Annotated in this window: 24 protein-coding genes; 2 read left to right on the plus strand and 22 right to left on the minus strand. The window is 58.5% G+C overall.

Features of this window, described 5'->3' with window-relative positions:
- Nucleotides 1-48: 48 nt before the first annotated feature.
- Nucleotides 49-798 (minus strand): SDR family NAD(P)-dependent oxidoreductase, encoded by a 750-nt coding sequence (locus FQ668_RS26260; RefSeq protein WP_019437635.1) that lies wholly within the window; start codon nucleotides 796-798, stop codon nucleotides 49-51.
- 195 nt (nucleotides 799-993) lie between these two features.
- Here FQ668_RS26260 and FQ668_RS26265 point away from each other — a divergent pair, with 195 nt between their 5' ends.
- Nucleotides 994-1,911, plus strand: a complete 918-nt coding sequence (locus tag FQ668_RS26265) for a LysR substrate-binding domain-containing protein (RefSeq protein WP_019437636.1) — start codon at nucleotides 994-996, stop codon at nucleotides 1,909-1,911.
- A gap of 193 nt (nucleotides 1,912-2,104) precedes the next feature.
- On the opposite strand, the gene glmS is transcribed toward FQ668_RS26265, so the two are convergent.
- From glmS to rpmH, 21 genes are all read right to left on the minus strand, one after another.
- Nucleotides 2,105-3,940: a glutamine--fructose-6-phosphate transaminase (isomerizing) gene (glmS, locus tag FQ668_RS26270; protein WP_053867753.1), complete on the minus strand. Its 1,836-nt coding sequence runs from the start codon at nucleotides 3,938-3,940 to the stop codon at nucleotides 2,105-2,107.
- A 3-nt stretch (nucleotides 3,941-3,943) separates the two neighbouring features.
- A complete protein-coding gene (locus FQ668_RS26275; RefSeq protein WP_019436529.1) occupies nucleotides 3,944-4,720 on the minus strand; it encodes a DeoR/GlpR family DNA-binding transcription regulator in 777 nt (258 codons plus the stop codon).
- Between the two features lie 196 nt (nucleotides 4,721-4,916).
- Nucleotides 4,917-6,284, minus strand: a complete 1,368-nt coding sequence (glmU, locus tag FQ668_RS26280) for a bifunctional UDP-N-acetylglucosamine diphosphorylase/glucosamine-1-phosphate N-acetyltransferase GlmU (RefSeq protein ID WP_119713164.1) — start codon at nucleotides 6,282-6,284, stop codon at nucleotides 4,917-4,919.
- Nucleotides 6,285-6,402: 118 nt separating this feature from the next.
- Entirely contained in the window at nucleotides 6,403-6,822 is a 420-nt protein-coding gene (locus FQ668_RS26285) for a F0F1 ATP synthase subunit epsilon (RefSeq protein WP_016489909.1), read from the minus strand.
- Between the two features lie 43 nt (nucleotides 6,823-6,865).
- Nucleotides 6,866-8,242 carry a F0F1 ATP synthase subunit beta gene (gene atpD / locus FQ668_RS26290; protein WP_003253197.1) on the minus strand — a complete coding sequence of 459 codons (1,377 nt, stop codon included), beginning with the start codon at nucleotides 8,240-8,242 and terminating at the stop codon, nucleotides 6,866-6,868.
- A 27-nt stretch (nucleotides 8,243-8,269) separates the two neighbouring features.
- Nucleotides 8,270-9,130, minus strand: coding sequence for a F0F1 ATP synthase subunit gamma (gene atpG, locus FQ668_RS26295; RefSeq protein WP_003253195.1), 861 nt, complete (start codon nucleotides 9,128-9,130; stop codon nucleotides 8,270-8,272).
- 48 nt (nucleotides 9,131-9,178) lie between these two features.
- Entirely contained in the window at nucleotides 9,179-10,723 is a 1,545-nt protein-coding gene (gene atpA / locus FQ668_RS26300) for a F0F1 ATP synthase subunit alpha (RefSeq protein WP_144180722.1), read from the minus strand.
- Nucleotides 10,724-10,744: 21 nt separating this feature from the next.
- Nucleotides 10,745-11,281 carry a F0F1 ATP synthase subunit delta gene (locus tag FQ668_RS26305; RefSeq protein ID WP_003253191.1) on the minus strand — a complete coding sequence of 179 codons (537 nt, stop codon included), beginning with the start codon at nucleotides 11,279-11,281 and terminating at the stop codon, nucleotides 10,745-10,747.
- Between the two features lie 12 nt (nucleotides 11,282-11,293).
- A complete protein-coding gene (locus FQ668_RS26310; protein WP_010955888.1) occupies nucleotides 11,294-11,764 on the minus strand; it encodes a F0F1 ATP synthase subunit B in 471 nt (156 codons plus the stop codon).
- A 56-nt stretch (nucleotides 11,765-11,820) separates the two neighbouring features.
- Entirely contained in the window at nucleotides 11,821-12,078 is a 258-nt protein-coding gene (gene atpE / locus FQ668_RS26315; RefSeq protein ID WP_003097235.1) for a F0F1 ATP synthase subunit C, read from the minus strand.
- 144 nt (nucleotides 12,079-12,222) lie between these two features.
- Nucleotides 12,223-13,092, minus strand: coding sequence for a F0F1 ATP synthase subunit A (atpB, locus tag FQ668_RS26320; RefSeq protein ID WP_010955889.1), 870 nt, complete (start codon nucleotides 13,090-13,092; stop codon nucleotides 12,223-12,225).
- A 16-nt stretch (nucleotides 13,093-13,108) separates the two neighbouring features.
- Nucleotides 13,109-13,516: a F0F1 ATP synthase subunit I gene (locus tag FQ668_RS26325; protein ID WP_010955890.1), complete on the minus strand. Its 408-nt coding sequence runs from the start codon at nucleotides 13,514-13,516 to the stop codon at nucleotides 13,109-13,111.
- A 149-nt stretch (nucleotides 13,517-13,665) separates the two neighbouring features.
- Nucleotides 13,666-14,538, minus strand: coding sequence for a ParB/RepB/Spo0J family partition protein (locus FQ668_RS26330; RefSeq protein ID WP_003253185.1), 873 nt, complete (start codon nucleotides 14,536-14,538; stop codon nucleotides 13,666-13,668).
- A gap of 9 nt (nucleotides 14,539-14,547) precedes the next feature.
- Nucleotides 14,548-15,339 carry a ParA family protein gene (locus tag FQ668_RS26335; RefSeq protein WP_003253182.1) on the minus strand — a complete coding sequence of 264 codons (792 nt, stop codon included), beginning with the start codon at nucleotides 15,337-15,339 and terminating at the stop codon, nucleotides 14,548-14,550.
- A gap of 18 nt (nucleotides 15,340-15,357) precedes the next feature.
- A complete protein-coding gene (rsmG, locus tag FQ668_RS26340; RefSeq protein WP_020192710.1) occupies nucleotides 15,358-16,008 on the minus strand; it encodes a 16S rRNA (guanine(527)-N(7))-methyltransferase RsmG in 651 nt (216 codons plus the stop codon).
- Nucleotides 16,005-17,897, minus strand: coding sequence for a tRNA uridine-5-carboxymethylaminomethyl(34) synthesis enzyme MnmG (gene mnmG, locus FQ668_RS26345; RefSeq protein ID WP_014589199.1), 1,893 nt, complete (start codon nucleotides 17,895-17,897; stop codon nucleotides 16,005-16,007). The genes rsmG and mnmG overlap by 4 nt, the downstream gene beginning before the upstream one ends.
- Before the next feature lie 631 nt (nucleotides 17,898-18,528).
- A complete protein-coding gene (mnmE, locus tag FQ668_RS26350) occupies nucleotides 18,529-19,899 on the minus strand; it encodes a tRNA uridine-5-carboxymethylaminomethyl(34) synthesis GTPase MnmE (protein WP_010951424.1) in 1,371 nt (456 codons plus the stop codon).
- A gap of 88 nt (nucleotides 19,900-19,987) precedes the next feature.
- Nucleotides 19,988-21,670: a membrane protein insertase YidC gene (gene yidC / locus FQ668_RS26355; RefSeq protein ID WP_053867751.1), complete on the minus strand. Its 1,683-nt coding sequence runs from the start codon at nucleotides 21,668-21,670 to the stop codon at nucleotides 19,988-19,990.
- Nucleotides 21,671-21,672: 2 nt separating this feature from the next.
- Nucleotides 21,673-21,918: a membrane protein insertion efficiency factor YidD gene (gene yidD, locus FQ668_RS26360; RefSeq protein ID WP_003253169.1), complete on the minus strand. Its 246-nt coding sequence runs from the start codon at nucleotides 21,916-21,918 to the stop codon at nucleotides 21,673-21,675.
- Entirely contained in the window at nucleotides 21,911-22,315 is a 405-nt protein-coding gene (rnpA, locus tag FQ668_RS26365) for a ribonuclease P protein component (protein WP_003253166.1), read from the minus strand. Before rnpA ends, yidD begins: the two co-directional genes overlap by 8 nt.
- A gap of 13 nt (nucleotides 22,316-22,328) precedes the next feature.
- Complete coding sequence (gene rpmH, locus FQ668_RS26370; RefSeq protein WP_003253163.1) at nucleotides 22,329-22,463, minus strand: 50S ribosomal protein L34; 135 nt, start codon at nucleotides 22,461-22,463, stop codon at nucleotides 22,329-22,331.
- Nucleotides 22,464-23,058: 595 nt separating this feature from the next.
- On the opposite strand from rpmH, the gene dnaA reads away from it, so the two are divergent.
- Nucleotides 23,059-24,579, plus strand: a complete 1,521-nt coding sequence (gene dnaA, locus FQ668_RS26375) for a chromosomal replication initiator protein DnaA (RefSeq protein ID WP_010951427.1) — start codon at nucleotides 23,059-23,061, stop codon at nucleotides 24,577-24,579.
- Nucleotides 24,580-24,608 lie beyond the last annotated feature (29 nt).

Consider the following 24,608-nt stretch of genomic DNA (forward strand, 5'->3'; position numbering starts at 1 on the left):
TTTATCGATTCAGAACAGCGTCAGCCGCACGGGCTGACGCAATGTGCATCAGTGAATGAGCATGCCGCCGTTTACATCCAGGGTGATTCCGGTCAGGTAGGTCGACAGATCGCTGGCCAGGAACAAAGCGGCGTTAGCGACGTCTTGCGCTTCGCCCAGACGGCCCAGTGGAATACCGTCGATGATTGCGTGGCGACGATCGTCCTGCATCAAACCGCCAGTGATGTCCGTGTGAATCAGACCCGGGGCGATGGCGTTCACGCGCACGTTATCCGGCCCCAGCTCTCGTGCCATGGCCTTGGCCAGGCCCAGTACCCCCGCTTTCGCTGCGCTGTAGTGCGGGCCACCGAAGATGCCGCCGCCACGCTGTGCCGATACCGAGGACATGCAGACAATGCTGCCCGAACGCTGCTCGCGCATCAGGGGAATGACGGCCTGAGACATCAGCAGAGTGCCGCGCAGGCTGACGTCGAGCACCTTGTCGTAGTCGCTGTGCTTGATGTCCAGGGTCTTGAGGGGTTGGGTGATGCCAGCGTTGTTGACCAGCACGTCGATGCGGCCAAAGTGCTCGATGATCTGCGCAACGGCCTGGTTTACCTGCGCCTGATCGGCGACGTTGGCCGCTAGGCCGAGATGTCCTTCGCCAAGAGCCGCTGCGGCATCGCGGGCAGCGGCTTCATCCAGATCGAGGATCACCACGCGGGCACCTTGAGCAGCGAATGTGGCCGCAGTTGCCCGGCCGATCCCGCGTGCCGATGCGGCGCCAGTGATGATTGCGACTTTGCCTTGAAGAAGCATGGGTGTGACCTCTGATTGTTTTTATAAGGTCGATTCAGCGGAATCGATGGGCCTACTTTGGTCTCGGCCCAGGCCCTGAGCAATAACGCAAAAATCATTGGATGCTGAAAAAAATTCAGCACTCGTCACCCTGATTGCTAAATGATTGAATGAAGGTCCCCAATAAAAATATGCGCTGCGAGCGAAGTGACTGATATGCGATCTGTTGACGATACCGCGCCGGCCCTTCCACCCCTGAGAGCGATTCAGGCCTTTGAGCAAACTGCTCGCTTCGGTAATGTTGCCCGCGCGGCGGAAGTGCTAGACCTCACCCCTTCGGCTGTCAGCCATCAATTGGCCAAGCTCGAAGCACTGATTGGTCGACAACTGTTCTTTCGCGCGGCGCGTGGCGTCAGCCTGACCCCCGTTGGCGAGCAGTATCTGAAAGACGTTTCCGGCATTCTGCACAGTCTTTCCGTCGCCACGGAACGGGCCAGCAGCGACGTCAGCCTCGATTGCCTGCGTTTGCATTCCTCACCGAGTTTCGGCCTGCTGTGGCTAATGCCAAGGCTGGAGGCATTTCGGATGGCGCACCCGGATATCCAGATCAACTTGTCGTGCTCCTATGAATCTCTGCATTTCAGTCGCGACAAGATTGACGTAGACATTCGCCATGGCGAACCCAATTGGCCTAGCTACGAGGTGCGCACCTTAGGCAATGAGGCATTTGCCGTGCTGGCCTCACCGAAACTGCTGGCCCGGCATAGGATCGACGACGCGTCGGATCTACTGCGTCGGGACTTGATTCTCTCCGAGGCCACATTGTTGAAATGGCCGGCCTGGTTCGCTCGACACGGACTCGCCCGCCCGGAAAAGCCCTACGCGTTGAGTTTCGATCGTTCCTACATGTCCCTGGAGGCCGCCAGTCACGGGCTGGGTTTTGCACTCGAAAGCACGTTATTAGCGCAGAAGTACCTTGCGTCCGGAACACTGGTGGAAGTCGTGCCACACATCTTCAGCGCGCCTGTGGCGGCCCATCATCTGGTGTTTCCGAAAGCCCATTCAGGGTTCGAAAGGGTCAGGCGTTTCTTGGCGTGGATGGAGAGAGAGCTCGGGCATGGCTTCGTGTTTTAAGCATGCTGATGATCGCGTGTATGTTGTCGTCATTGCCCAAAAGCCAGCGTCGAACGAGTGAGGCAACTTCAAGGAGCAGGAACATTGCAGGCGGCGGCGCGGTGGACTCACCGCCTCCTGCGACAGTTTTAATTATCCTGCGTCAGTTTTAATTTTCTAAATCCACAAGTTGTGATCAACACCTGACTATCCGCTACTCGACAGTCACCGACTTGGCCAGATTACGAGGCTGGTCAACGTCGGTCCCCTTGAGCACGGCCACGTAATAAGACAGCAACTGCAGCGGAATGGTGTACAGGATTGGCGCCAAGGCATCGGCAATGTGCGGCACCTTGATCACGTGGGTGCCTTCGCCATTGGTCATGCCCGCGTGCTCGTCGGCGAACACTACCAGCTCGCCACCACGGGCACGCACTTCCTGCAGGTTGGACTTCAGCTTCTCCAGCAGTTCGTTGTTCGGTGCAACGGTAACCACCGGCATGTCGTTGTCCACCAGAGCCAGCGGGCCGTGCTTCAACTCGCCTGCAGGGTACGCTTCTGCGTGGATGTAGGAGATTTCCTTAAGCTTGAGAGCACCTTCCATCGCCACTGGGTACTGCGCACCGCGGCCGAGGAACAGGGTATGGTGCTTGTCGGCGAACAGCTCGGCAATTTTCTCGACGGTGGCATCCATGGCCAGGGCTTCGCCCAGGCGGGTTGGCAGTCGACGCAGCTCTTCAACCAGCTCAGCTTCGACACCGGCTTCCAGCGTACCGCGCACCTGGCCAAGGGCCAGGGTCAGCAGCATCAGCGAAACCAGTTGGGTGGTGAACGCTTTGGTCGAAGCCACACCGATTTCAGGACCGGCCAAGGTCAGCAGGGTCAAGTCCGACTCGCGTACCAGCGAGCTGATACCCACGTTGCAGATCGCCAGGCTGCCAAGGAAACCCAACTCCTTGGCGTTGCGCAGTGCGGCCAGGGTATCGGCGGTTTCGCCAGACTGCGAGATGGAGACGAACAGAGTATCCGGCTGCACCACCACCTTGCGGTAACGGAACTCGCTGGCCACTTCTACCTGGCAAGGGATGCCGGCCAGGCTTTCCAGCCAGTAACGCGCAACCATACCGGCGTGGTAGCTGGTGCCACAGGCAACGATCTGCACGTTGCGCACCTTGGCAAACAGGTCGGCAGCTTGCGGGCCAAAGGCCTGGACCAGCACGTTGTCCTTGCCCAGGCGGCCTTCAAGCGTGCGCTGAACAACGCTTGGCTGCTCGTGAATTTCCTTGAGCATGAAGTGACGGTAAGCGCCCTTGTCGGCAGCCTCGGCACCTTCGTGATATTGCACGGTTTCGCGCTGGACCTTGTTGCCCTGCTGGTCCCAGATAGAGACCTGATCACGGCGGATTTCAGCGATGTCGCCTTCTTCCAGGTACATGAAGCGGTCAGTAACCTGACGCAGCGCCAGCTGGTCGGACGCCAGGAAGTTCTCGCCAAGGCCCAGGCCGATAACCAGCGGGCTACCACTGCGTGCGGCCACCAGGCGGTCCGGCTGCTTGGCACTGATCAGCGCCAGGCCGTAAGCGCCGTGCAGGCGCTTCACCGCTGCCTTAAGGGCGTCGGTCAGGTTTGGAAGGCTCTTCAGGGTGTGGTGGATCAGGTGGACGATGACTTCGGTATCGGTCTGCGAAGTGAAGACATAGCCCAGCCCCTTCAGCTCTTCGCGCAGCTCCTCGTGGTTCTCGATGATGCCGTTGTGCACCACGGCCACGTCATTGCCCGAGAAGTGCGGGTGGGCGTTGCCTTCAGTCGGCGCGCCGTGGGTAGCCCAGCGGGTGTGGGCAATACCCAGCTGGCCTGCCAATGGGTCATCAGCAACAGCAACCTCCAGCTCGCTGACCTTGCCAATGCGCCGGCGGCGCTGCAGTTCACCGTTCTGGGTGAGCACAGCCAAACCGGCGCTGTCGTAACCGCGGTATTCAAGACGCTTGAGGCCTTCGATCAGGATGGCTGTGATATTACGCTCGGCGATAGCACCAACGATTCCACACATGTTTTATTGCTCCTGGCTGATCGCGGCGCAGATCAGGTTGACGCCGCGGGCTTGAATTTGTTCGCGCGCTGCTGCTGGCAGGCGTTCATCTGTAATAAGGGTGTGCACACTGCTCCAGGGCAGCTCGAGGTTAGGGATCTTGCGCCCCACCTTGTCCGACTCGACCATCACGATCACTTCACGGGCAACTTCCGCCATGACCCGGCTCAGCCCAAGCAACTCGTTGAAGGTAGTGGTACCCCGGCCGAGGTCGATGCCGTCGGCACCGATGAATAATTGGTCGAAATCGTAGGAGCGCAGTACCTGCTCCGCGACCTGGCCCTGGAACGATTCGGAATGCGGGTCCCAGGTGCCACCGGTCATCAGCAGCACCGGCTCATGTTCGAGGTCGCAGATCGCACGGGCCACATTGAGCGAATTGGTCATCACCACCAGGCCTGGCTGGCGCCCCAGTTCGGGGATCATTGCCGCCGTGGTGCTGCCGCTGTCGATGATAATGCGTGCATGTTCGCGGATACGCCCCACAGCAGCACGCGCAATGGCCTTTTTATAGGAAGAGACGGGTTGTGCCGGTTCACCGAGCAACTCTTGCGGCACCGGCACCGCCCCGCCATAGCGGCGTAACAGCAAGCCGTTGGTTTCCAAGGCGGCGAGGTCTTTGCGAATGGTCACTTCCGAGGTGGCGAAACGCTTGGCCAACGCGTCCACACTTACCTCACCCTGCTCGCTGAGCAAAGCCAGAATATTGTGTCGCCGTTGTGGTGTGTTTCGTTTCGACATGTGCGTTTAAGTTTCGATTCGAAAGTTAATGGTTGCAATCAAAACCTAAGACGAGCGATTCGTCAAGCTGTCGCTGACCTGTGGATTGTTTGCCTCTGCTTTGACGCGGTCCTTTTGGCGCGGCAGCGCCAATCGCCAATAAAAAAGCCGACTTATTCACATAAGTCGGCTTTCGATCGAAACGGCTGTGAATAACTCAGCTCTTCTTGATCTTCTCAGGGCGCTTCCAACCCGAAATGTTGCGCTGGCGCGCACGGGCTACAGCCAGGTCACCCGCGTCTACAGCCTGGGTGATGGTCGAGCCAGCTGCGGTGGTAGCGCCGGCCTTGATTTCCACAGGCGCCACCAGCGAGTTGTTCGATCCAATGAACACGTCTTCACCCATCACGGTCTTGAACTTGTTGGCGCCATCGTAGTTGCAGGTGATGGTGCCGGCACCGATATTGGTGCGCGCACCGATTTCAGCATCACCCAGGTAGGTCAGGTGACCAGCCTTGGCCCCTTCACCCAGGTGGGTGTTTTTCAGTTCGACGAAGTTACCCACATGGGCCTTGGCGTCCAGTACACTGCCCGGGCGCAGTCGGGCGAACGGGCCTGCATCGCTGCCCTCGCCCATCACGGCACCTTCGAGGTGGCTGTTGGCCTTCACCACCGCGCCTTTGCGCAGGGTAGTGTTCTTGATCACGCAGTTAGGGCCGATCTGCACATCGTCTTCGATGACCACCTTGCCTTCGAGAATCACGTTGATGTCGATCAGCACGTCACGACCAACGCTTACTTCACCACGAACATCGAAGCGTGCCGGATCACGCAGGGTAACCCCCTGAGCCATCAGACGGCGGCCTTCACGCAACTGGTAGTGACGCTCCAGCTCGGAGAGCTGGCGGCGGTCGTTGGCGCCCTGCACTTCCATAGCGTCGTGTGGCTGTTCAGTTGCCACCACCAAGCCATCGGCCACTGCCATGGCGATTACGTCAGTCAGGTAGTACTCGCCCTGGGCGTTGTTGTTCGACAGGCGGCCCATCCAGTCGGCGAGGCGCGCGGCCGGCAGCGCCAGAATTCCGGTGTTGCCTTCGTTGATCGCTTTTTGCGCGTCGTTGGCGTCCTTGTGCTCAACGATGGCAGTTACCTTGCCCTGCTCGTCACGCACGATCCGGCCATAGCCGGTCGGATCATCGAGGGTGACTGTCAGCAGTCCCAGCTGCTGATCGTTGGCCTTCGCCAACAGACGCTGCAAGGTCTCCACTTCGATCAACGGCACGTCGCCGTACAACACCAGCACGGTGTCAGCGGTCAGCGCTGGCAGTGCCTGGGCAACAGCATGACCGGTACCCAGCTGTTTATCCTGCATGACGAAATTCAGGTCGTCAGCAGCCAGCCGCTCGCGGACCAGCTCGGCGCCATGGCCAATGACCACATGAATACCTTGCGGCTGAAGTTGGCGCGCGCTGTGGATAACATGGCCGAGCATGGAATTGCCAGCCACCGGGTGCAACACTTTGGGCAGCGCCGAGCGCATGCGGGTGCCTTGGCCGGCGGCGAGAATAACGATATCGAGTGACATTACTGGCTACCAATCCTGGGCGGTCAGTGAAAGACCGGGGGAGAAAACAGAAAAAGAAAAAGGGTAGCCGAGGCTACCCTTTTACTCAATCGCAACAGAAGTTATCAGCCGTAGCCGATTACTTGCCTTTGCGCATTTGCTGGACGGTACGCAGCTGGGCTGCGGCCTCGGCCAGACGTGCGGCGGCGGCACCGTAGTCGAAGTCCGCGCCTTTCAGATTCAGGGCGTTCTCGGCAGCCTTGAGGGCCTCCTGAGCCTGAGCTTCATCCAGGTCTGCAGCACGTTGCACGGTATCGGCAAGCACCTTGACCATGTTCGGCTGAACCTCGAGGAAACCACCAGAGATGTAGAACACCTCTTGTGCGCCACCCTGCTTGGTCAGCGTGATCGGACCAGGCTTGAGATTGGTGATCAGCGGCGCATGGCCTGGAGCGATACCAAGATCACCCAGGTTACCGTGCGCAACTACCATCTCGACCAGGCCGGAGAAGATCTCTCCTTCCGCGCTGACGATATCGCAATGGACTGTCATAGCCATCTGCTTGCCTCAACCTGATAGCGCCCCTTGCGGGGCGCAGGAATTACAGTTTCTTGGCTTTCTCGATCGCTTCGTCGATGCTGCCGACCATGTAGAACGCTTGTTCTGGCAGGTGGTCGTAGTCACCTTTGAGGATGCCGCTGAAGCCAGCGATGGTGTCTTTCAGGGAAACGTACTTACCTGGCGAACCGGTGAAGACTTCTGCCACGAAGAACGGCTGCGACAGGAAGCGCTGGATCTTACGAGCGCGGGCTACCAGTTGCTTGTCGGCTTCGGACAGTTCGTCCATACCCAGGATCGCAATGATGTCCTTCAGCTCTTTATAGCGCTGCAGAACATACTGAACGCCACGAGCGGTCTCGTAGTGCTCGTTGCCGATCACGTTCGGGTCCAGCTGGCGCGAGGTCGAGTCCAGTGGGTCGACCGCTGGGTAGATACCCAGGGAGGCGATGTCACGGGACAGAACGACGGTGGCGTCCAAGTGGGCGAAGGTGGTCGCTGGCGACGGGTCGGTCAAGTCGTCCGCAGGTACGTATACGGCCTGTACGGAGGTGATCGAACCTTCCTTGGTGGAGGTGATGCGCTCTTGCAGAACGCCCATCTCTTCAGCCAGGGTCGGCTGGTAACCTACCGCCGAAGGCATACGGCCCAGCAGTGCGGATACTTCGGTACCGGCCAGGGTGTAACGATAGATGTTGTCGACGAACAGCAGAACGTCGTTACCTTCGTCACGGAACTTCTCGGCCATGGTCAGGCCGGTCAGCGCTACACGCAGACGGTTTCCTGGTGGCTCGTTCATCTGACCGTAGACCAGCGCTACCTTGTCGAGAACGTTGGAGTCCTTCATCTCGTGGTAGAAGTCGTTACCCTCACGAGTACGCTCACCCACACCAGCGAACACGGAGTAACCGCTGTGTTCCATGGCGATGTTACGGATCAGTTCCATCATGTTTACGGTCTTGCCGACACCGGCACCACCGAACAGACCAACTTTACCACCCTTGGCGAACGGGCAAACCAGGTCGATAACCTTGATGCCGGTTTCCAGCAGGTCGTTGCCGCCTGCCTGGTCAGCGAACGAAGGCGCTGGCTGGTGGATACCGCGACGCTCTTCTTCGCCGATCGGGCCGGCTTCGTCGATCGGGTTGCCCAGTACGTCCATGATACGGCCCAGGGTGGCCTTACCAACTGGAACGGAAATGGCAGCGCCGGTGTCGACGACATCCAGACCGCGCTTCAGGCCTTCGGTCGAGCCCATCGCAATGGTACGAACCACGCCGTCGCCCAGCTGCTGCTGAACTTCCAGGGTGGTTTCCGCGCCTTGTACTTTAAGCGCGTTGTATACACTCGGCACGACGTCACGTGGGAATTCCACGTCGATGACGGCGCCGATGATTTGAACGATACGTCCGCTACTCATAGCTGGATCCTCTGAATATGTGAACCGTTAAACCGCGGCAGCGCCGCCGACGATTTCCGAGATCTCCTGGGTGATCGCAGCCTGACGCGCCTTGTTGTAGATCAACTGAAGCTCTTTGATCAAATCACCGGCGTTGTCTGTGGCGTTCTTCATGGCGATCATCCGGGCCGCTTGTTCAGCAGCGTTGTTCTCGACCACCGCCTGGTATACCTGCGACTCCACGTAGCGCACCATCAAGCCGTCCAGCAGCTCTTTTGCGTCGGGTTCGTACAGGTAGTCCCAGTGATGCTTGAGATCCTGATCCGGGGTTGCCACCAACGGTACCAATTGCTCGACCGTCGGCTTCTGGGTCATGGTATTGATGAACTTGTTCGAAACCACCGAGAGGCGATCGATACGGCCGTCCAGGTAGGCGTCCAGCATCACTTTGACGGAGCCGATCAGATCGTTGATCGATGGCTCTTCGCCCAAGTGGCTGATCGCTGCTACGACGTTGCCGCCAAAGATGCGGAAGAAAGTCGCACCCTTGCTGCCGATCACGCACAGGTCGATTTCCACGCCCTGTTCGCGGTTTGCGCTCATGTCCTTGACCAGGGCCTTGAACAGGTTGGTGTTCAAGCCACCGCACAGACCACGGTCACTGCTCACCACGATATAACCGGCGCGCTTTACAGGGCGCTCGATCATGAACGGGTGGCGGTATTCCGGGTTGGCGTTGGCCAGATGACCGATCACCTGGCGGATACGTTCCGCGTAAGGACGGCTAGCAGCCATGCGCATTTGTGCCTTGCGCATCTTGCTGACCGCCACTTTCTCCATGGCGCTGGTAATTTTTTGCGTGCTTTTGATGCTCGCAATCTTACTGCGAATCTCTTTTGCGCCTGCCATGTATCACCTATCAGGTTAGCAAGCGGGGGCCTGAGCCCCCGCTGCGGCTTACCAGGTCTGGGTGGCCTTGAACTTCTCGATACCGGCTTTCAGGCCTGCGTCGATTTCGTCGTTGAACTCACCCTTCACGTTGATCTTCGCCATCAGTTCAGCGTGATCACGGTTGAAGAAGGCGATCAGAGCTTGCTCGAAGCTGCCGATCTTGGAGACTTCTACGTCGATCAGGAAGCCACGCTCAGCGGCGTACAGCGACAGAGCCATGTCCGCGATGGACATCGGCGCGTACTGCTTCTGCTTCATCAGCTCGGTAACGCGCTGACCATGCTCCAGCTGCTTGCGGGTCGCTTCGTCCAGATCGGACGCGAACTGGGCGAATGCAGCCAGTTCACGGTACTGAGCCAGAGCGGTACGAATACCACCGGACAGCTTCTTGATGATCTTGGTCTGAGCGGCACCACCTACGCGGGATACCGAAACACCGGCGTTCACTGCAGGGCGGATGCCCGAGTTGAACATGGCCGATTCCAGGAAGATCTGACCGTCGGTGATGGAAATCACGTTGGTCGGAACGAACGCAGAAACGTCGCCAGCCTGGGTTTCGATGATCGGCAGAGCGGTCAGGGAACCAGTTTTGCCAGTAACAGCACCGTTGGTGAACTTCTCGACGTACTCTTCCGAAACGCGCGATGCACGCTCCAGCAGACGGGAGTGGAGATAGAACACGTCGCCTGGGTATGCTTCGCGTCCTGGTGGACGGCGCAGCAGCAGGGAGATCTGGCGGTAGGCAACGGCCTGCTTGGACAGGTCATCGTAAACGATCAGTGCGTCTTCACCGCGGTCGCGGAAGAACTCGCCCATGGTGCAACCGGCGTATGGCGCCAGGAATTGCAGTGCGGCGGATTCCGAAGCACTGGCAACAACCACGATGGTGTTGGCCAGGGCGCCGGTTTCTTCCAGCTTGCGAACGATGTTGGCAACGGTGGAACGCTTCTGGCCGACAGCAACATAAACACAGAAAATACCGGAGTCTTTCTGGTTGATGATGGCGTCGATGGCCATGGCGGTCTTGCCGATCTGACGGTCGCCAATGATCAGCTCACGCTGGCCACGGCCGACAGGGATCATGGCGTCGACGGATTTGTAACCAGTCTGTACAGGCTGGTCTACCGACTTACGCCAGATCACGCCTGGAGCCACTTTCTCGACTGCGTCGGTCTGGGTGTTACCCAGAGGACCTTTGCCGTCGATCGGGTTACCCAGTGCGTCAACGACGCGACCCAGCAGTTCCTTACCAACCGGAACTTCCAGAATGCGGCCGGTGCACTTGGCGCTCATGCCTTCGGCGAGGGTGTCATAGGCACCCAGGATCACTGCACCTACGGAGTCTTGCTCCAGGTTCAGGGCCATGCCGTATACGCTGCCAGGGAACTCGATCATTTCGCCGTACATGACGTCGGCCAGACCGTGGATCCGCACGATACCGTCGGATACCGAAACGACGGTACCTTCGTTACGGGCTTGGGAGCTCACATCGAGGTTATCGATGCGGCCCTTGATGATTTCACTAATTTCGGAAGGATTGAGTTGCTGCATTGCTCTGCTGCCCCTTCAAACTCAAGATTTCAATGCTTCGGCCAGTTTCGCGATTTTGCCGCGAACAGAGCCATCGATTACCAGGTCACCGGCGCGGATGACGACGCCGCCAATCAGGCTGGCATCCTCCGACGCGTGCAGGCGCACTTCCTGGCCTAACCGTGCACTGAGAACCTTGGCGAGTTTGTCTTGCTGTTCTTGGTTCAACGCGAAGGCACTGGTGACTTCCACGTCCACGGATTTCTCTTGCTCGGCCTTGTACAGGTCGAACAGGGCGGCAATCTCCGGCAGAAGCAGGAGACGGTCGTTTTCCGCGGCAACATGAATGAAATTCTGTGCCTGTGCATTGAACTTGTCACCGCACACGTCAATGAACGTGGCGGCCTTTTCTGCGCTCGTCAGTCGCGGGGCCTTGAGCAGGCGCTGCATGGTGTCGTCTTGCGACACCGCAGCAGCCAGGCCGAGCATGGCTGACCAATTGGCCAGTTGCTGATGGGCCTGGGCATGCTCAAAGGCAGCCTTAGCGTAAGGTCGGGCCAACGTGGTCAGTTCTGCCATGATCGCCCTCGCTTAAATTTCAGCGGCCAGTTTGTTAACCAGCTCCGCATGCGCGTTTTGATCGATTGTGGCGCCAAGGATCTTTTCAGCACCACCAACGGCCAGAGCACCCACTTGGGCACGCAGGGCGTCTTTAGCGCTGTTCAGTTCCTGTTCGATCTCGGCCAGAGCCTGAGCCTTCACACGGTCAGCTTCGACGCGAGCCTGTTCACGGGCTTCGTCGACAAGCTGAGCAGCGCGTTTCTTGCTTTGCTCGATGATTTCGGCTGCCTGTGCTTTAGCTTCACGCAGTTGCTGACCCGCTTTCTCTTGGGCCAGCTCCAGGTCGCGAGCTGCGCGGTTGGCAGCGTCCAAGCCGTCGGCAATCTTCTTTTGGCGCTCTTGCAGGGCAGTGATGACCGGAGGCCATACATACTTCATGCAGAAGAGTACAAAAATCAGGAAAGCAACGGATTGGCCAATCAGGGTTGCATTAATGTTCACGCCAACACCTCGCTCGGTCTTAATTCATACAGCCATCAACTCGTGGTGACGAGTGATTAGCCGGCGATCTGACCAACGAACGGATTCGCGAAGGTGAAGAACAGAGCGATACCAACACCGATCATGGTTACGGCGTCGAGCAGACCGGCAACGATGAACATTTTGACCTGCAGCATCGGAACCATTTCTGGCTGACGAGCAGCGCCTTCCAGGAATTTGCCACCCAGCAGGCCGAAACCAATGGCGGTACCCAGAGCACCCAGGCCGATCAGCAGAGCAACAGCGATAGCGGTCAGACCAACTACAGTTTCCATCTTTCCTCCCGACTTTTACGTCGTATTGGTTAGGTTTTTAGTTTGAAGCGGTAAAACAAATCGTTTGGTACAGCATGCCCTTGCGGACTTTTTAAGCCCTTCCCCCATACAGGCAGGGAAGGCTATCAGACACGCCAGGCGGTCTTAATGGTTATCTTCGTGAGCCATCGACAGGTAGACGATGGTCAGCATCATGAAGATGAAAGCTTGCAGGGTGATGATCAGGATGTGGAACACAGCCCACGCCCATTGCAGCACCACACCCAGACCGCTGAGCCACAGCAGGCCGGAGCCGAACATTACAGCGATCAGGATGAACACCAGCTCGCCAGCATACATGTTGCCGAACAGACGCAGTGCCAGCGAGATCGGCTTGGCGATCAGGGTGACGAATTCCAGCAGGAAGTTGACTGGAATCAGCAGGATTTGCACGAAGATATTCTTGCTGCCAAACGGGTGCAGGGTCAGCTCACCGATGAAGCCGCCCAGTCCCTTGACCTTGATGCTGTAGAAGATGATCAGGGCGAAGACGCAGAAGGCCATGGCCAGGGTCGCGTTCGGGTCGGTGGTCGACACGGCGCGGAACGGAATGTGCGGGTCACCGGAAATCAGGATGGCCAGCTGAGGAATCCAGTCGACCGGTATCAGGTCGACGGCGTTCATCAGGAATACCCAGACGAAAATGGTCAGCGCCAGTGGAGCGATTACCGGGCTACGGCCGTGGAAGGAGTCCTTCACGCTGCCGTTGACGAAGTCGACCATCACCTCAACGAAGTTCTGCAGACCGCCAGGTTGGCCGGAAGTCGCCTTCTTGGCCGCCATGCGGAAGATCAACAGGAAGATCAGACCCAGCGCGACGGACCAACCCAGGGTGTCCAGGTGGAACGCCCAGAAGCCCATTGCCTTGGCTTCTGCAGCCGAATGGGCGAAGCCCCAGCTGCCGTCTGGTAGTTGACCGTAGGTCAGGTTCTGCAAGTGGTGCTGGATATAGCCCGAAGCGGTTTCTGCTGCCATGGTTGCCTCAAACGCCCTAAGGTCTCGAAAGTCTTTTATTCATCAGCAGGGGCGCGAACCAGCTGACCAAAAGGGTCAACACGAAGACGCCGAATACTGCTAGCGGCGCCAGTGGCTTCACTCCTGCAAAGGTCAGTGCAAAAAGCACTGCCGTCAAAATCATCTTGCCTGCCTCGCCAGCGTAAAACGACTTGACGATAGCTTGTGCCGCCCGAGCCCCGCTGAAGCGAAAAGCCTTCCAGGCGAAATACACATTGGGCAGCCAGGCAATCAAACCTCCGCAAAGGCCTGAATATCCACTGACCGACCCTTTCCACTGCCACAACACCAAGGTTGCCAGCAGCAGTACGACAAATTGAGCCAGCAGTACCGGAAAAACCGCCCAGCGATGGAAAGGCAGGCGGTTTGGCGTGCGTATTTCCATCACAACTGCTCCTCGGAAGTCGACCAACAAGTCAGCTATGACTTGGCATAATTTGTGCCGACAAAATGCGCGCAGAGTATAGGGGTGGATTAACCCCTATTCAACTCTTCGGTAGTGATTTCCGACTTCGCGCTACAACAGGAATTGTTTCAGCGGATGTGAGCGAGCACGCCTTGCAACTCGTCAAGCGAGTTGTAGCGAATAACCAACTGGCCTTTGCCCTTGTTGCCATGACGGATCTGCACAGCCGAGCCCAGGCGCTCTGCGAGCCGCTGTTCAAGGCGTGCGATATCCGGATCAGGTTTGCTCGGTTCGACCGGATCAGGCTTGTCGCTGAGCCACTGACGGACCAGTGCCTCGGTTTGGCGCACGGTGAGGCCACGTGCGACAACATGACGCGCCCCCTCCTCCTGACGATTTTCATCCAGGCCGAGCAATGCACGGGCGTGCCCCATCTCCAGATCACCGTGGGCGAGCATGGTCTTGATCGCATCGGGCAAGGTAATGAGGCGCAGCAGGTTGGCCACAGTCACCCGCGACTTGCCCACAGCGTCAGCCACCTGCTGCTGGGTGAGCTCGAATTCCTGTTGCAGGCGCTGCAGGGCCATGGCCTCTTCCAGTGGGTTGAGGTCTTCGCGCTGGATGTTCTCGATCAATGCCATGGCGATGGCGGCTTCGTCGGGCACTTCGCGGACCATGGCCGGGATCGTGTCCAGGCCGGCCTGCTGGGTAGCGCGCCAACGGCGCTCACCGGCGATGATCTCGTATCGGTTGTCGCCAATCGGGCGTACTACGATCGGTTGCATCACACCATGGTTGCGAATCGAGTGCGCAAGCTCTTCCAGCGCCTCCGGGTCCATGTCTCGGCGAGGCTGATACTTGCCGCGCTGGACCAGCTCGACCGGCAGGTGTTGCAGTTCTTTCTGGTCGATCTTTACAGCCTGCTCTTCGAGCGCGCTGACGGAAGGACCACTGAGCAGTGCATCCAACCCACGTCCGAGACCCCGTTTCTTGACGGCCATACGGATTCCTTAAGTTGTTTGTGCAGTGCGTGATGGACGGCGTTGACGGCGTACCAGTTCTCCAGCCAGGGCCAGGTACGCCAGTGCGCCCCGCGATTGCTTGTCGTAAGCAAGGGCTGGCATGCCGAAGCTGGGGGCCTCGGCCAAGCGAATGTTGCGCGGAATGACCGTGTCGTACAGCTGAGGGCCAAAGTGCTCCTTCAACTGCGCCGAAACATCGTTGTTAAGGCTCAGGCGCGGATCGTACATGGTCCGCAGCAGGCCCTCGATCTTCAACTCAGGGTTCAACCGCGCGGCGATACGCTTGATGTTATCCACAAGGTCGCTGAGACCTTCCAGTGCGTAGTACTCACACTGCATGGGGATAATCACGCCATCGGAAGCGACCAGAGCATTCAGCGTGAGCATCGACAGCGACGGCGGGCAGTCGATGAGGATGTAGTCGTAGTTATCGCGAATAGGCGCCAGGGCGTTGCGCAGACGGCTCTCCTTGACCTGCATTTCCAGCAGCACCACCTCAGCGGCGGTCAGGTCACGGTTGGCAGGCAGCAACTGGAAGCCTCCGTGCTCGGAATAGTGCATAGCCTGGGCCAAGTCGCACTCCCCGATCAGCAGGTCGTAGACCGAATGCTCGAGCTCGTGTTTGTCCACACCGCTGCCCATGGTGGCGTTGCCCTGCGGATCGAGGTCGATCAGCAGGACACGACGCTTGGTCGCAGCCAGCGAGGCGGCGAGATTGATACAGGTGGTTGTCTTGCCCACACCACCTTTCTGGTTCGCGATTGCGAATACCTTAGCCATTGTTGCGAGTGTTCCCAGTCATGCCTTGCGGCGCAGTATCAGCAGATGGCGCTGGCCCTGGCAACCCGGAACGGTCAGGGCCTGTTCGCTTTCCACTGTGAAGTCTGCGGGCAATGCTACCAGTTCATCGGCAGGATGCAGCCCCTTCATTGCAAGCCATTGCGTCCCGGTGTCGCCCAAGTGGCGGGTCCAGTTGGTGAAGTTCTCCATGCTGCTGAAGGCGCGGGAGATGATTCCGTCGAACGGTTGTGCCGGCTGGAAGGCCTCGACCCGGCTGTGGATAACCGTGAGGTTGTCCAGCCTGAGTTCCATTTTCACCTGTGTCAGGAAACGGGTTTTCTTGCCATTGGCGTCCAGCACGGTGACGCGCTTGTGTGGATGCAGAATAGCCAGCGGGATGCCGGGCATGCCACCGCCGCTGCCAACATCCAGCCAGTTATCACGGTCGTTGTGGATAAAAGACATGACGCTAAGGCTGTCGAGCAGGTGACGAGAAACCATCTCGTCCGGGTCGCGCACAGCAGTCAGGTTGTAGGCTTTGTTCCATTTGATCAACAGAGCCAGGTAGCCAAGCAGCTTCTCGTGCTGCTCGGCAGTCAGCTCGACACCAAGCTGGCGCGCACCTGTGGACAACTCTTCAGCGTGTTGAGGGGTGACCAGGGAACTCAAGCGCTTTGCTCCAATTCGCGGCCAGCGCCGCGTTTTTTCAAGTGAATCAGCAACAGGGAAATCGCCGCCGGGGTCACACCCGGGATACGTGAAGCCTGGCCCAGCGTCTCTGGACGGGTCTGGCTCAGCTTGCCCTGTATCTCCTTGGACAGGCCGGAAATCGTCGTGTAGTCGATATCCACAGGCAGGCGTGTGTCTTCGCTGGCGCGCAGTCGGGCAATTTCATCCTGCTGGCGGTCGATGTAGCCGGCGTACTTGGTGCGGATCTCGACCTGCTCGGCAACCTGTGGATCGATCGCTTCACCGCCAGTCGCTTCGATCAGGCCGGCGTAGTCGATTTCGGGGCGCGCCAGCAGGTTGAGCAGGCTGTACTCGTGGCTCAGCGGAGTGCCGAATTTATCCACAATGGCCTGGCCTTGCTCGGTATTCGGCCGAACCCAGGTCGATTTCAGGCGCTGTTCCTCACGCTCGATACCGTCGCGCTTGGCGCAGAACGCGGCCCAGCGCTGGTCATCGATCAGGCCCAGTTCACGGCCCTTTTCGGTCAGTCGCAGGTCGGCGTTGTCTTCGCGCAGTATCAGCCGGTACTCGGCACGCGAGGTAAACATGCGGTACGGCTCCTGGGTACCCAAGGTAATCAGGTCGTCCACAAGTACGCCGATGTATGCCTCGTCGCGGCGCGGGCACCAGCTGTCACGGCCCTGCGCCCGCAGTGCGGCGTTAGTCCCGGCCAGCAGGCCCTGGGCGCCGGCTTCTTCGTACCCGGTGGTGCCGTTGATCTGCCCGGCGAAAAACAGGCCGCCGATGACTTTCGTCTCGAGGCTGTACTTGAGGTCGCGGGGATCGAAGTAGTCGTACTCGATGGCGTAGCCGGGGCGCACGATGTGGGCGTTTTCCATGCCACGGATGGAACGCACGAGCTCCAACTGCACGTCGAACGGCAGCGAAGTGGAAATACCGTTGGGGTACAACTCATGGGTGTTCAAGCCTTCCGGCTCGATGAACACCTGGTGGCTTTCCTTGTCGGCGAAGCGGTGGATCTTGTCTTCGATCGACGGACAGTAGCGCGGACCGACACCTTCGATCACGCCCGAGTACATCGGTGAACGGTCGAGGTTCGACGCAATGATCTCGTGGGTGCGCGCATTGGTGTGGGTAATCCAGCAGCTCACCTGACGCGGGTGCATTTCGGCATTGCCCATGAACGACATCACCGGGATCGGCGTATCGCCTGGCTGTTCGGTCATTACCGAGAAGTCCACCGAGCGGCCGTCAATGCGTGGCGGGGTACCGGTTTTCAGGCGGCCGACGCGCAGCGGCAGTTCACGCATGCGGTGGGCCAGGGCAATCGAAGGTGGATCACCGGCGCGACCACCGGAATGGTTTTGCAGACCAATGTGGATAAGGCCGCCGAGGAAGGTACCGGTAGTCAGCACCACCGATTCGGCAAAGAAACGCAGGCCCATCTGGGTCACCACGCCTTTGACCTGGTCCTGCTCGACGATCAGGTCGTCGCAGGACTGCTGGAATATCCACAGGTTTGGCTGGTTTTCCAGGATTTCACGTACCACTGCCTTGTAGATGGCGCGGTCGGCTTGTGCACGGGTGGCACGTACGGCCGGGCCCTTGCGGTTGTTCAGAACGCGGAACTGGATGCCGCTCTTGTCGGTGGCCAGCGCCATGGCGCCGCCGAGCGCATCGATCTCTTTGACCAGATGGCTTTTGCCAATACCGCCGATGGCGGGGTTGCAGCTCATGTGACCGAGGGTTTCCACGTTATGGGTCAGCAGCAGGGTCTTCACACCCATGCGTGCAGACGCAAGCGCAGCCTCGGTACCGGCATGGCCGCCGCCGATGACGATCACGTCAAAACGGGAAGGGAAATCCACCACGCACCTCGTGCCTGTTTTTGCGAATAGAGAAGGTAAGCGGACAAGTATAGGGACTTCACCCCCAGTAAAGAAACCGTCTGAGCAAATTTTGACCAGTCTGTGGATGAGTGGCAAACAACAGAAATCAGAGAGAAGAAATTTAAAAAGCTTTGTTTTTATGTTTATTCTTATGCACAGCGACTTCTGTGGATAAAGTCCTGTATCCCAATAATGGCGCTATGTAGAGAGAAATTAAACCCTGTGTCTGGAGTGCCATGAGGGCTCTGGATAACGTCATTTAGCCTGTGGATTAAATGCTTCTTTACCCACAGGTGGGTTTTTCCTCAGAAAAAAAGCCCGCTTATCAACTGAGCTGAAGGCAACTTTTCCACAGGGCTCCTGAGCACAGTTTTTAAGCCGAGCATGGAAAATTCATCGCGCTGGCGGCCAGACATGGTCAGGTTGGAGCGGTCGAGCCCGCGAAAGGGTCGGTACATCCACAGAGATCTGGTGCTTGTAAGGGCTTCTCGCGGGCCCGCCCGCTCCCACAGGTGCTTGGGTCATCGGCCTGTATTCATCTTCTGCAACGAATTTCAGGCAAAAAAAGCCGCCCCCTAAGGAGCGGCGCTTGGCCTTGCCTGGCTGTGGATTACTTGCCGATGCAGAAGCTGGAGAAAATCCGCCCAAGCAGGTCATCCGAGCTGAATGCTCCTGTGATCTCCCCCAGCGCATGCTGTGCCTGGCGTAAGTCCTCAGCCAGAAGCTCTCCCGCGCCCGCCAAGGTCAATTGAGCACGGCCGTGCTCCAGGTGCTCGCTGGCCTGGCGCAAAGCATCCAGATGGCGCCTGCGGGCGCTGAAGCCACTCTCCGCAGTCTGCTCGTAACCCATACAGCCCTTCAGATGGTCGCGGAGCAGCTGCAGCCCTGTATCGTCGCCCTTGGCGCTCAGGGTAATGGTCACATGGCCGTCATCGCACTGTTCCAGCGCTACCCGCTCACCACTCAGGTCGGCCTTGTTGCGAATCAGCGTGACCTTGGCCGGGTCCGGCCGCTGAGCGAGAAACTCCGGCCACAAAGCGAACGGGTCGCTGGCCTCGGGCGCAGTGGAGTCGACTACCAGCAGCACGCGGTCTGCCTCGCCAATGGCCTTCAGGGCGCGTTCCACACCGATCTTTTCCACATGGTCATCGGTATCGCGCAAGCCGGCAGTATCGACAACGTGCAGCGGCATGCCGTCGATGTGGATATGTTCGCGCAGGATATCCCGCGTAGTGCCGGCGATGTCAGTGACGATGGCAGCTTCCCGACCGGCCAGCTGGTTCAGCAAGCTCGATTTACCGGCATTCGGCCGGCCGGCAATGACTACCGTCATGCCGTCACGCAGCAAGGCGCCCTGCCCGGCCTCGCGCTGCACAGTGGATAACTCGCTACGCACGGCATCAAGCATCGACAGCACGTGGCCATCGGCGAGGAAGTCGATCTCTTCCTCAGGAAAATCGATCGCCGCCTCGACGTAAATACGCAGGGCAATCAACGCCTCGGTGAGGCTGTGCACACGCCTGGAGAATTCCCCTTGCAGCGAGCGCAGGGCGTTGCGCGCTGCCTGGCTGGAACTGGCCTCGATCAGGTCGGCGATGGCTTCAGCCTGCGCCAGGTCGAGCTTGTCGTTGAGGAAGGCGCGCTCGCTGAACTCGCCCGGGCGGGCCAGACGACAGCCGACTTGTACACAGCGCTGCAGCAGCATGTCCAAGACCACGGGGCCACCGTGTCCCTGCAGTTCAAGCACGTCCTCGCCAGTGAACGAATTAGGCCCAGGAAAGAACAGAGCAATCCCTTCGTCCAGCACCAGCCCTTCATCGTCGCGAAACGGACCGTAATGGGCATGCCGCGGGGTCAGGGTGCGGCCAGTGATCAACAGGCCGGCCTTGGCAGCCAAGGGGCCGGACAACCTGACAATTCCCACACCGCCCCGGCCCTGGGCCGTGGCGATGGCGGCGATGGTTTCACGCACAGTGTTCATGCTCGAAAGCCTCTACGACAAAAACGACAGATAGCAAAAACGCCCCACTAGGGGGCGTTTTTTATTCACAGGCTAGCGTATTAGCCCGTCAAGCAGCAGCTTTTTTGGTAGCTGCTTCGATACGGCGAGTGATGTACCACTGCTGCGAAATCGACAGGCAGTTGTTCACAACCCAGTACAGCACCAGACCGGCAGGGAACCACAGGAAGAAGAAGGTGAAGATGATTGGCATCATTTTCATTACCTTGGCTTGCATCGGATCCGGCGGAGTCGGGTTCAGGCGCTGCTGGATGAACATGGTGGCGCCCATGATGATCGGCAGGATGAAGAACGGATCCTTGATCGACAGGTCGGTAATCCACAGGATCCATGGGGCCTGGCGCATTTCCACGCTTTCCAGCAATACCCAGTACAGGGCCAGGAATACCGGCATCTGCACCAGGATCGGCAGGCAGCCGCCCAGTGGGTTGATCTTCTCTTTCTTGTAAAGCTCCATCATCGCCTGGGACATCTTCTGGCGATCGTCACCGAAGCGTTCCTTGAGTGCAGCGAGCTTAGGTGCAACGGCACGCATACGCGCCATGGAGCGGTAGCTGGCAGCCGACAGTGGGAAGAACAGGCCTTTGATCAACATGGTCAGCACGATGATCGACCAGCCCCAGTTACCCAGCAGGCTGTGGATATGTTGCAGCAGCCAGAAGATCGGCTGGGCGATGAACCACAGGAAGCCGTAGTCGACGGTCAATTCCAGGCCTGGGGACAACTCTTTCAGCTTGGACTGGATCTTCGGGCCGGCGTACAGCAGGGCACTGGTTTCGACCTTGCCGCCAGCCGGTACGCTGATAACCGGGCCGGTGTAGCCGATGATGTAGTTGCCCTGGCTATCCTTGCGGGTCTGGACAACGTTGTTGTCCGACTTGGCCGGAATCCAGGCGGTCACGAAGTAGTGCTGCAGCCAGGCAACCCAGCCGCCGGACACATTTTCTTTCAAACTACCTTTGTCGATGTCCTTCATCGAGACCTTTTTGTAAGGCTCAGAAGCTGTCCACAGGGCAGCACCCAGGTAGGTAGCGGTGCCGGTGGCAGTACTGGAGGACGGATCGCCGCTGGCATCACGCTTGAGCTGGGCAAACATGTTGCCGTTCCAGGCCTGGCCGCTCTGGTTGTCGATCAGGTAGCTGACATTCAGGTCGTACTCACCGCGCTTGAAGCTGAAACGCTTGATGTAGTTGACACCGTTGTCACTGAACTTCAGGTCTACCACCAGTTGTTCCTGGCCATCGGCCAGCTGGTAGCTCTTCTGCTCGGCGGCATACAGGGGCCGGCCGCTGCCGCGGGCATCCGGGCCGTCGGTGCCGGTCAGACCGCTTTGTGCCAAGTAAACACGCTCACCACCGTTGTCGAACAACTGGAATGGAATGTTCGGGTGGTCTTGACGGCGTGGGTACTTCGGCAGGTTCAGCTGGACGATGTCACCACCGACCGGATCGATAGCCAGTTCCAGAACGTCGGTCTTGACTCGGATCAGGTCCTTGCTGAGTGCGACCGGTGCCAGTTCGGCAGGGCTCGATTCGGCGTTGGCGCTCGGTACATCGGCGCTGGCACCGTTGTTACCGGCCGGCACGCCATCGGGCAAGCCCGGAGCAACAGTGCTGGCAGCAGTATTCTGAGTCGGCAGGGCAGCCTGGCCGTAGTCATCGTTCCACTTCAGGACCATGACGTAGGACACGACTGCCAGCGCGGCGATCAGGATCGTGCGTTTAATATCCATGATTACTCGGCTATCGAAGAAGTTCGGGAGGAAGGAGCGGGTGGAACGGGGTCGAAACCGCCGTCATTCCACGGATGACAACGCCCCAGGCGACGAACGGCCAGCCACCCACCACGCCAGATGCCATGGTTTTCGATGGCTTCATATGCGTAACAGGAGCAACTGGGGAAAAACCGACAGTGGTTGGCCATCAGAGGACTAATGGCGTAACGGTAAAACTGGATCGGAACGAGTGCCAGTTTACGCATCTTGGCTGTCTACCCCTGCGGAATTGGCGGTGACTGCTGGTGTTGGCCGGCTGCGCGCCAGGCGTTTCCAGAGCTTGCCAAAGTGTTGGTGCAATTCCGGGTTTTCTATCTCACCCAATCCCTTGCGCGCGACGATCACGATGTCCAGGCCGGCAAGCAATTGCTGGTTCAGACGAAAGGAATCGCGCATCAAGCGCTTGAGGCGGTTGCGTTGAACGGCGAGCTTGACACTCTTCTTGCCGATTACCAAGCCAAGGCGTGGGTGATCGAGGCCGTTCTCGCGAGCAAGGATCAGCAGGTTTTTCCCTGGAACCTTGCCGGTTGGGGAGTCGAAGACCGCTTTGAAATGCCGGGGTGTAAGCAGTCGCTTTTCCCGACTGAAGTCCTGACTCACCACCTGTGCCGAAAAATCAAATGGCCAGACGCTTACGGCCTTTGGCACGACGACGCGACAGAACAGCACGGCCGTTCTTGGTAGCCATACGGGCACGGAAACCGTGGGTGCGGGCGCGCTTGATGGTGCTTGGTTGGAAAGTACGTTTCATGGCGTGTTACCTGGTTTGTCGACGACGGGCCGGGATGGCCCCCTTTTTAAGAGACCGGCGATTCTAGAGAAAGCAAGCCCATAGGTCAATTTCCAACCAGTCTTTCCATATAGAGCATGTGATGGACGGTGCCTGTTGATCAGTGCCCAAGGGGTGCTTGATCGGACACACGGATCGGGGACAACATGAAAAAAAAGAAGAGACATATAAAAAGCTTTTTTGAAGAACTTATAACTCTTAAGTGGATAACCTTCTGTGGATAACCTGCGCCGGCCCATGAATTACGGGGTGTACAGAGTTTTACAACTTTGTTCTGATCCCGTGCTGCGCTTGTTCCCATCGTGAGCGAAAGCTGTGGATGAAAACACCAGTTATCCACAGTAGATTTATCAACAGGCTAAGGGGTGGGGTTGTGCATAGCCCTCATGGTCGTTTATCCACAGGGCTTATTCACAGAGGCGAAAAGCCGTTTTGGTCGATAAATGGCTGTTTTGTCGTGGTTCCTAACGTGTCCACATGTGGATAACTGAACGCTCGACCGGTACAATGGCGGTTTGTTTTTGCCTCATCCGGCTTTCAAACTCAGGGGATATCCGTGTCAGTGGAACTTTGGCAGCAGTGCGTGGAGCTTCTGCGCGATGAACTGCCTGCCCAGCAATTCAACACCTGGATCCGTCCGCTACAGGTCGAAGCCGAAGGCGACGAGTTGCGCGTCTATGCGCCTAACCGTTTCGTTCTCGATTGGGTCAATGAAAAGTACCTGGGTCGCTTGCTCGAGCTGTTGGGTGAGAACGGTAGCGGCATTGCACCAGCCCTTTCCTTATTAATAGGTAGCCGTCGCAGCTCGGCCCCAAGGGCTGCGCCCAACGCGCCAGTCAGCGCTGCCGTTGCGGCTTCGCTGGCGCAGACTCAGGCACACAAGACGGCCCCGGCAGCAGCGGTTGAACCCGTTGCCGTGGCTGCAGCCGAGCCTGTACTGGTCGAGACGTCTTCGCGTGACAGCTTTGATGCCATGGCCGAGCCCGCTGCGGCGCCGCCCAGTGGTGGTGGCCGGGCTGAACAGCGCACCGTGCAGGTTGAAGGTGCGCTCAAGCACACCAGTTACCTGAACCGGACCTTTACCTTTGACACCTTCGTCGAAGGTAAGTCGAACCAGCTCGCCCGCGCGGCTGCCTGGCAGGTTGCAGACAACCCTAAGCATGGCTACAACCCACTGTTCCTTTATGGCGGTGTGGGTTTGGGTAAAACTCACCTTATGCATGCTGTGGGTAACCATCTGCTGAAGAAGAATCCGAACGCCAAGGTGGTGTACCTGCATTCGGAGCGTTTCGTCGCGGACATGGTCAAAGCGCTGCAACTCAATGCCATCAACGAATTCAAGCGCTTCTACCGCTCGGTGGACGCGTTGTTGATCGACGATATCCAGTTCTTCGCTCGCAAAGAGCGCTCACAGGAAGAGTTTTTCCACACCTTCAACGCCTTGCTTGAGGGCGGCCAGCAGGTAATCCTTACCTCTGACCGCTATCCCAAGGAAATCGAAGGCCTGGAAGAGCGTCTGAAGTCGCGCTTTGGTTGGGGCCTGACGGTGGCTGTCGAGCCACCAGAGCTGGAGACCCGCGTAGCGATCCTGATGAAGAAGGCCGACCAGGCCAAAGTCGAGCTCCCGCATGACGCAGCCTTTTTCATCGCTCAGCGCATCCGGTCCAACGTCCGTGAGCTGGAAGGTGCACTGAAGCGGGTTATCGCTCACTCGCACTTCATGGGGCGTGACATCACCATCGAGCTGATTCGTGAATCGCTCAAGGATCTGTTGGCGCTGCAAGACAAACTGGTCAGTGTGGATAACATTCAGCGTACCGTCGCTGAGTACTACAAGATCAAGATCTCCGATCTGTTGTCCAAGCGTCGTTCGCGTTCTGTCGCGCGCCCGCGTCAGGTAGCCATGGCCCTGTCCAAGGAGTTGACCAACCACAGTCTGCCGGAAATCGGCGACATGTTCGGTGGTCGCGACCATACGACCGTGCTGCACGCCTGCCGCAAAATCAATGAACTGAAGGAATCCGACGCGGACATCCGCGAGGACTACAAGAACCTGCTGCGGACGCTGACGACCTGATGGCCGTCTGCGCAGCTAATTGAAGGCAA

It is taken from the genome of Pseudomonas sp. Kh14, assembly GCF_900291005.1.
GTDB lineage: Bacteria > Pseudomonadota > Gammaproteobacteria > Pseudomonadales > Pseudomonadaceae > Aquipseudomonas > Aquipseudomonas alloputida.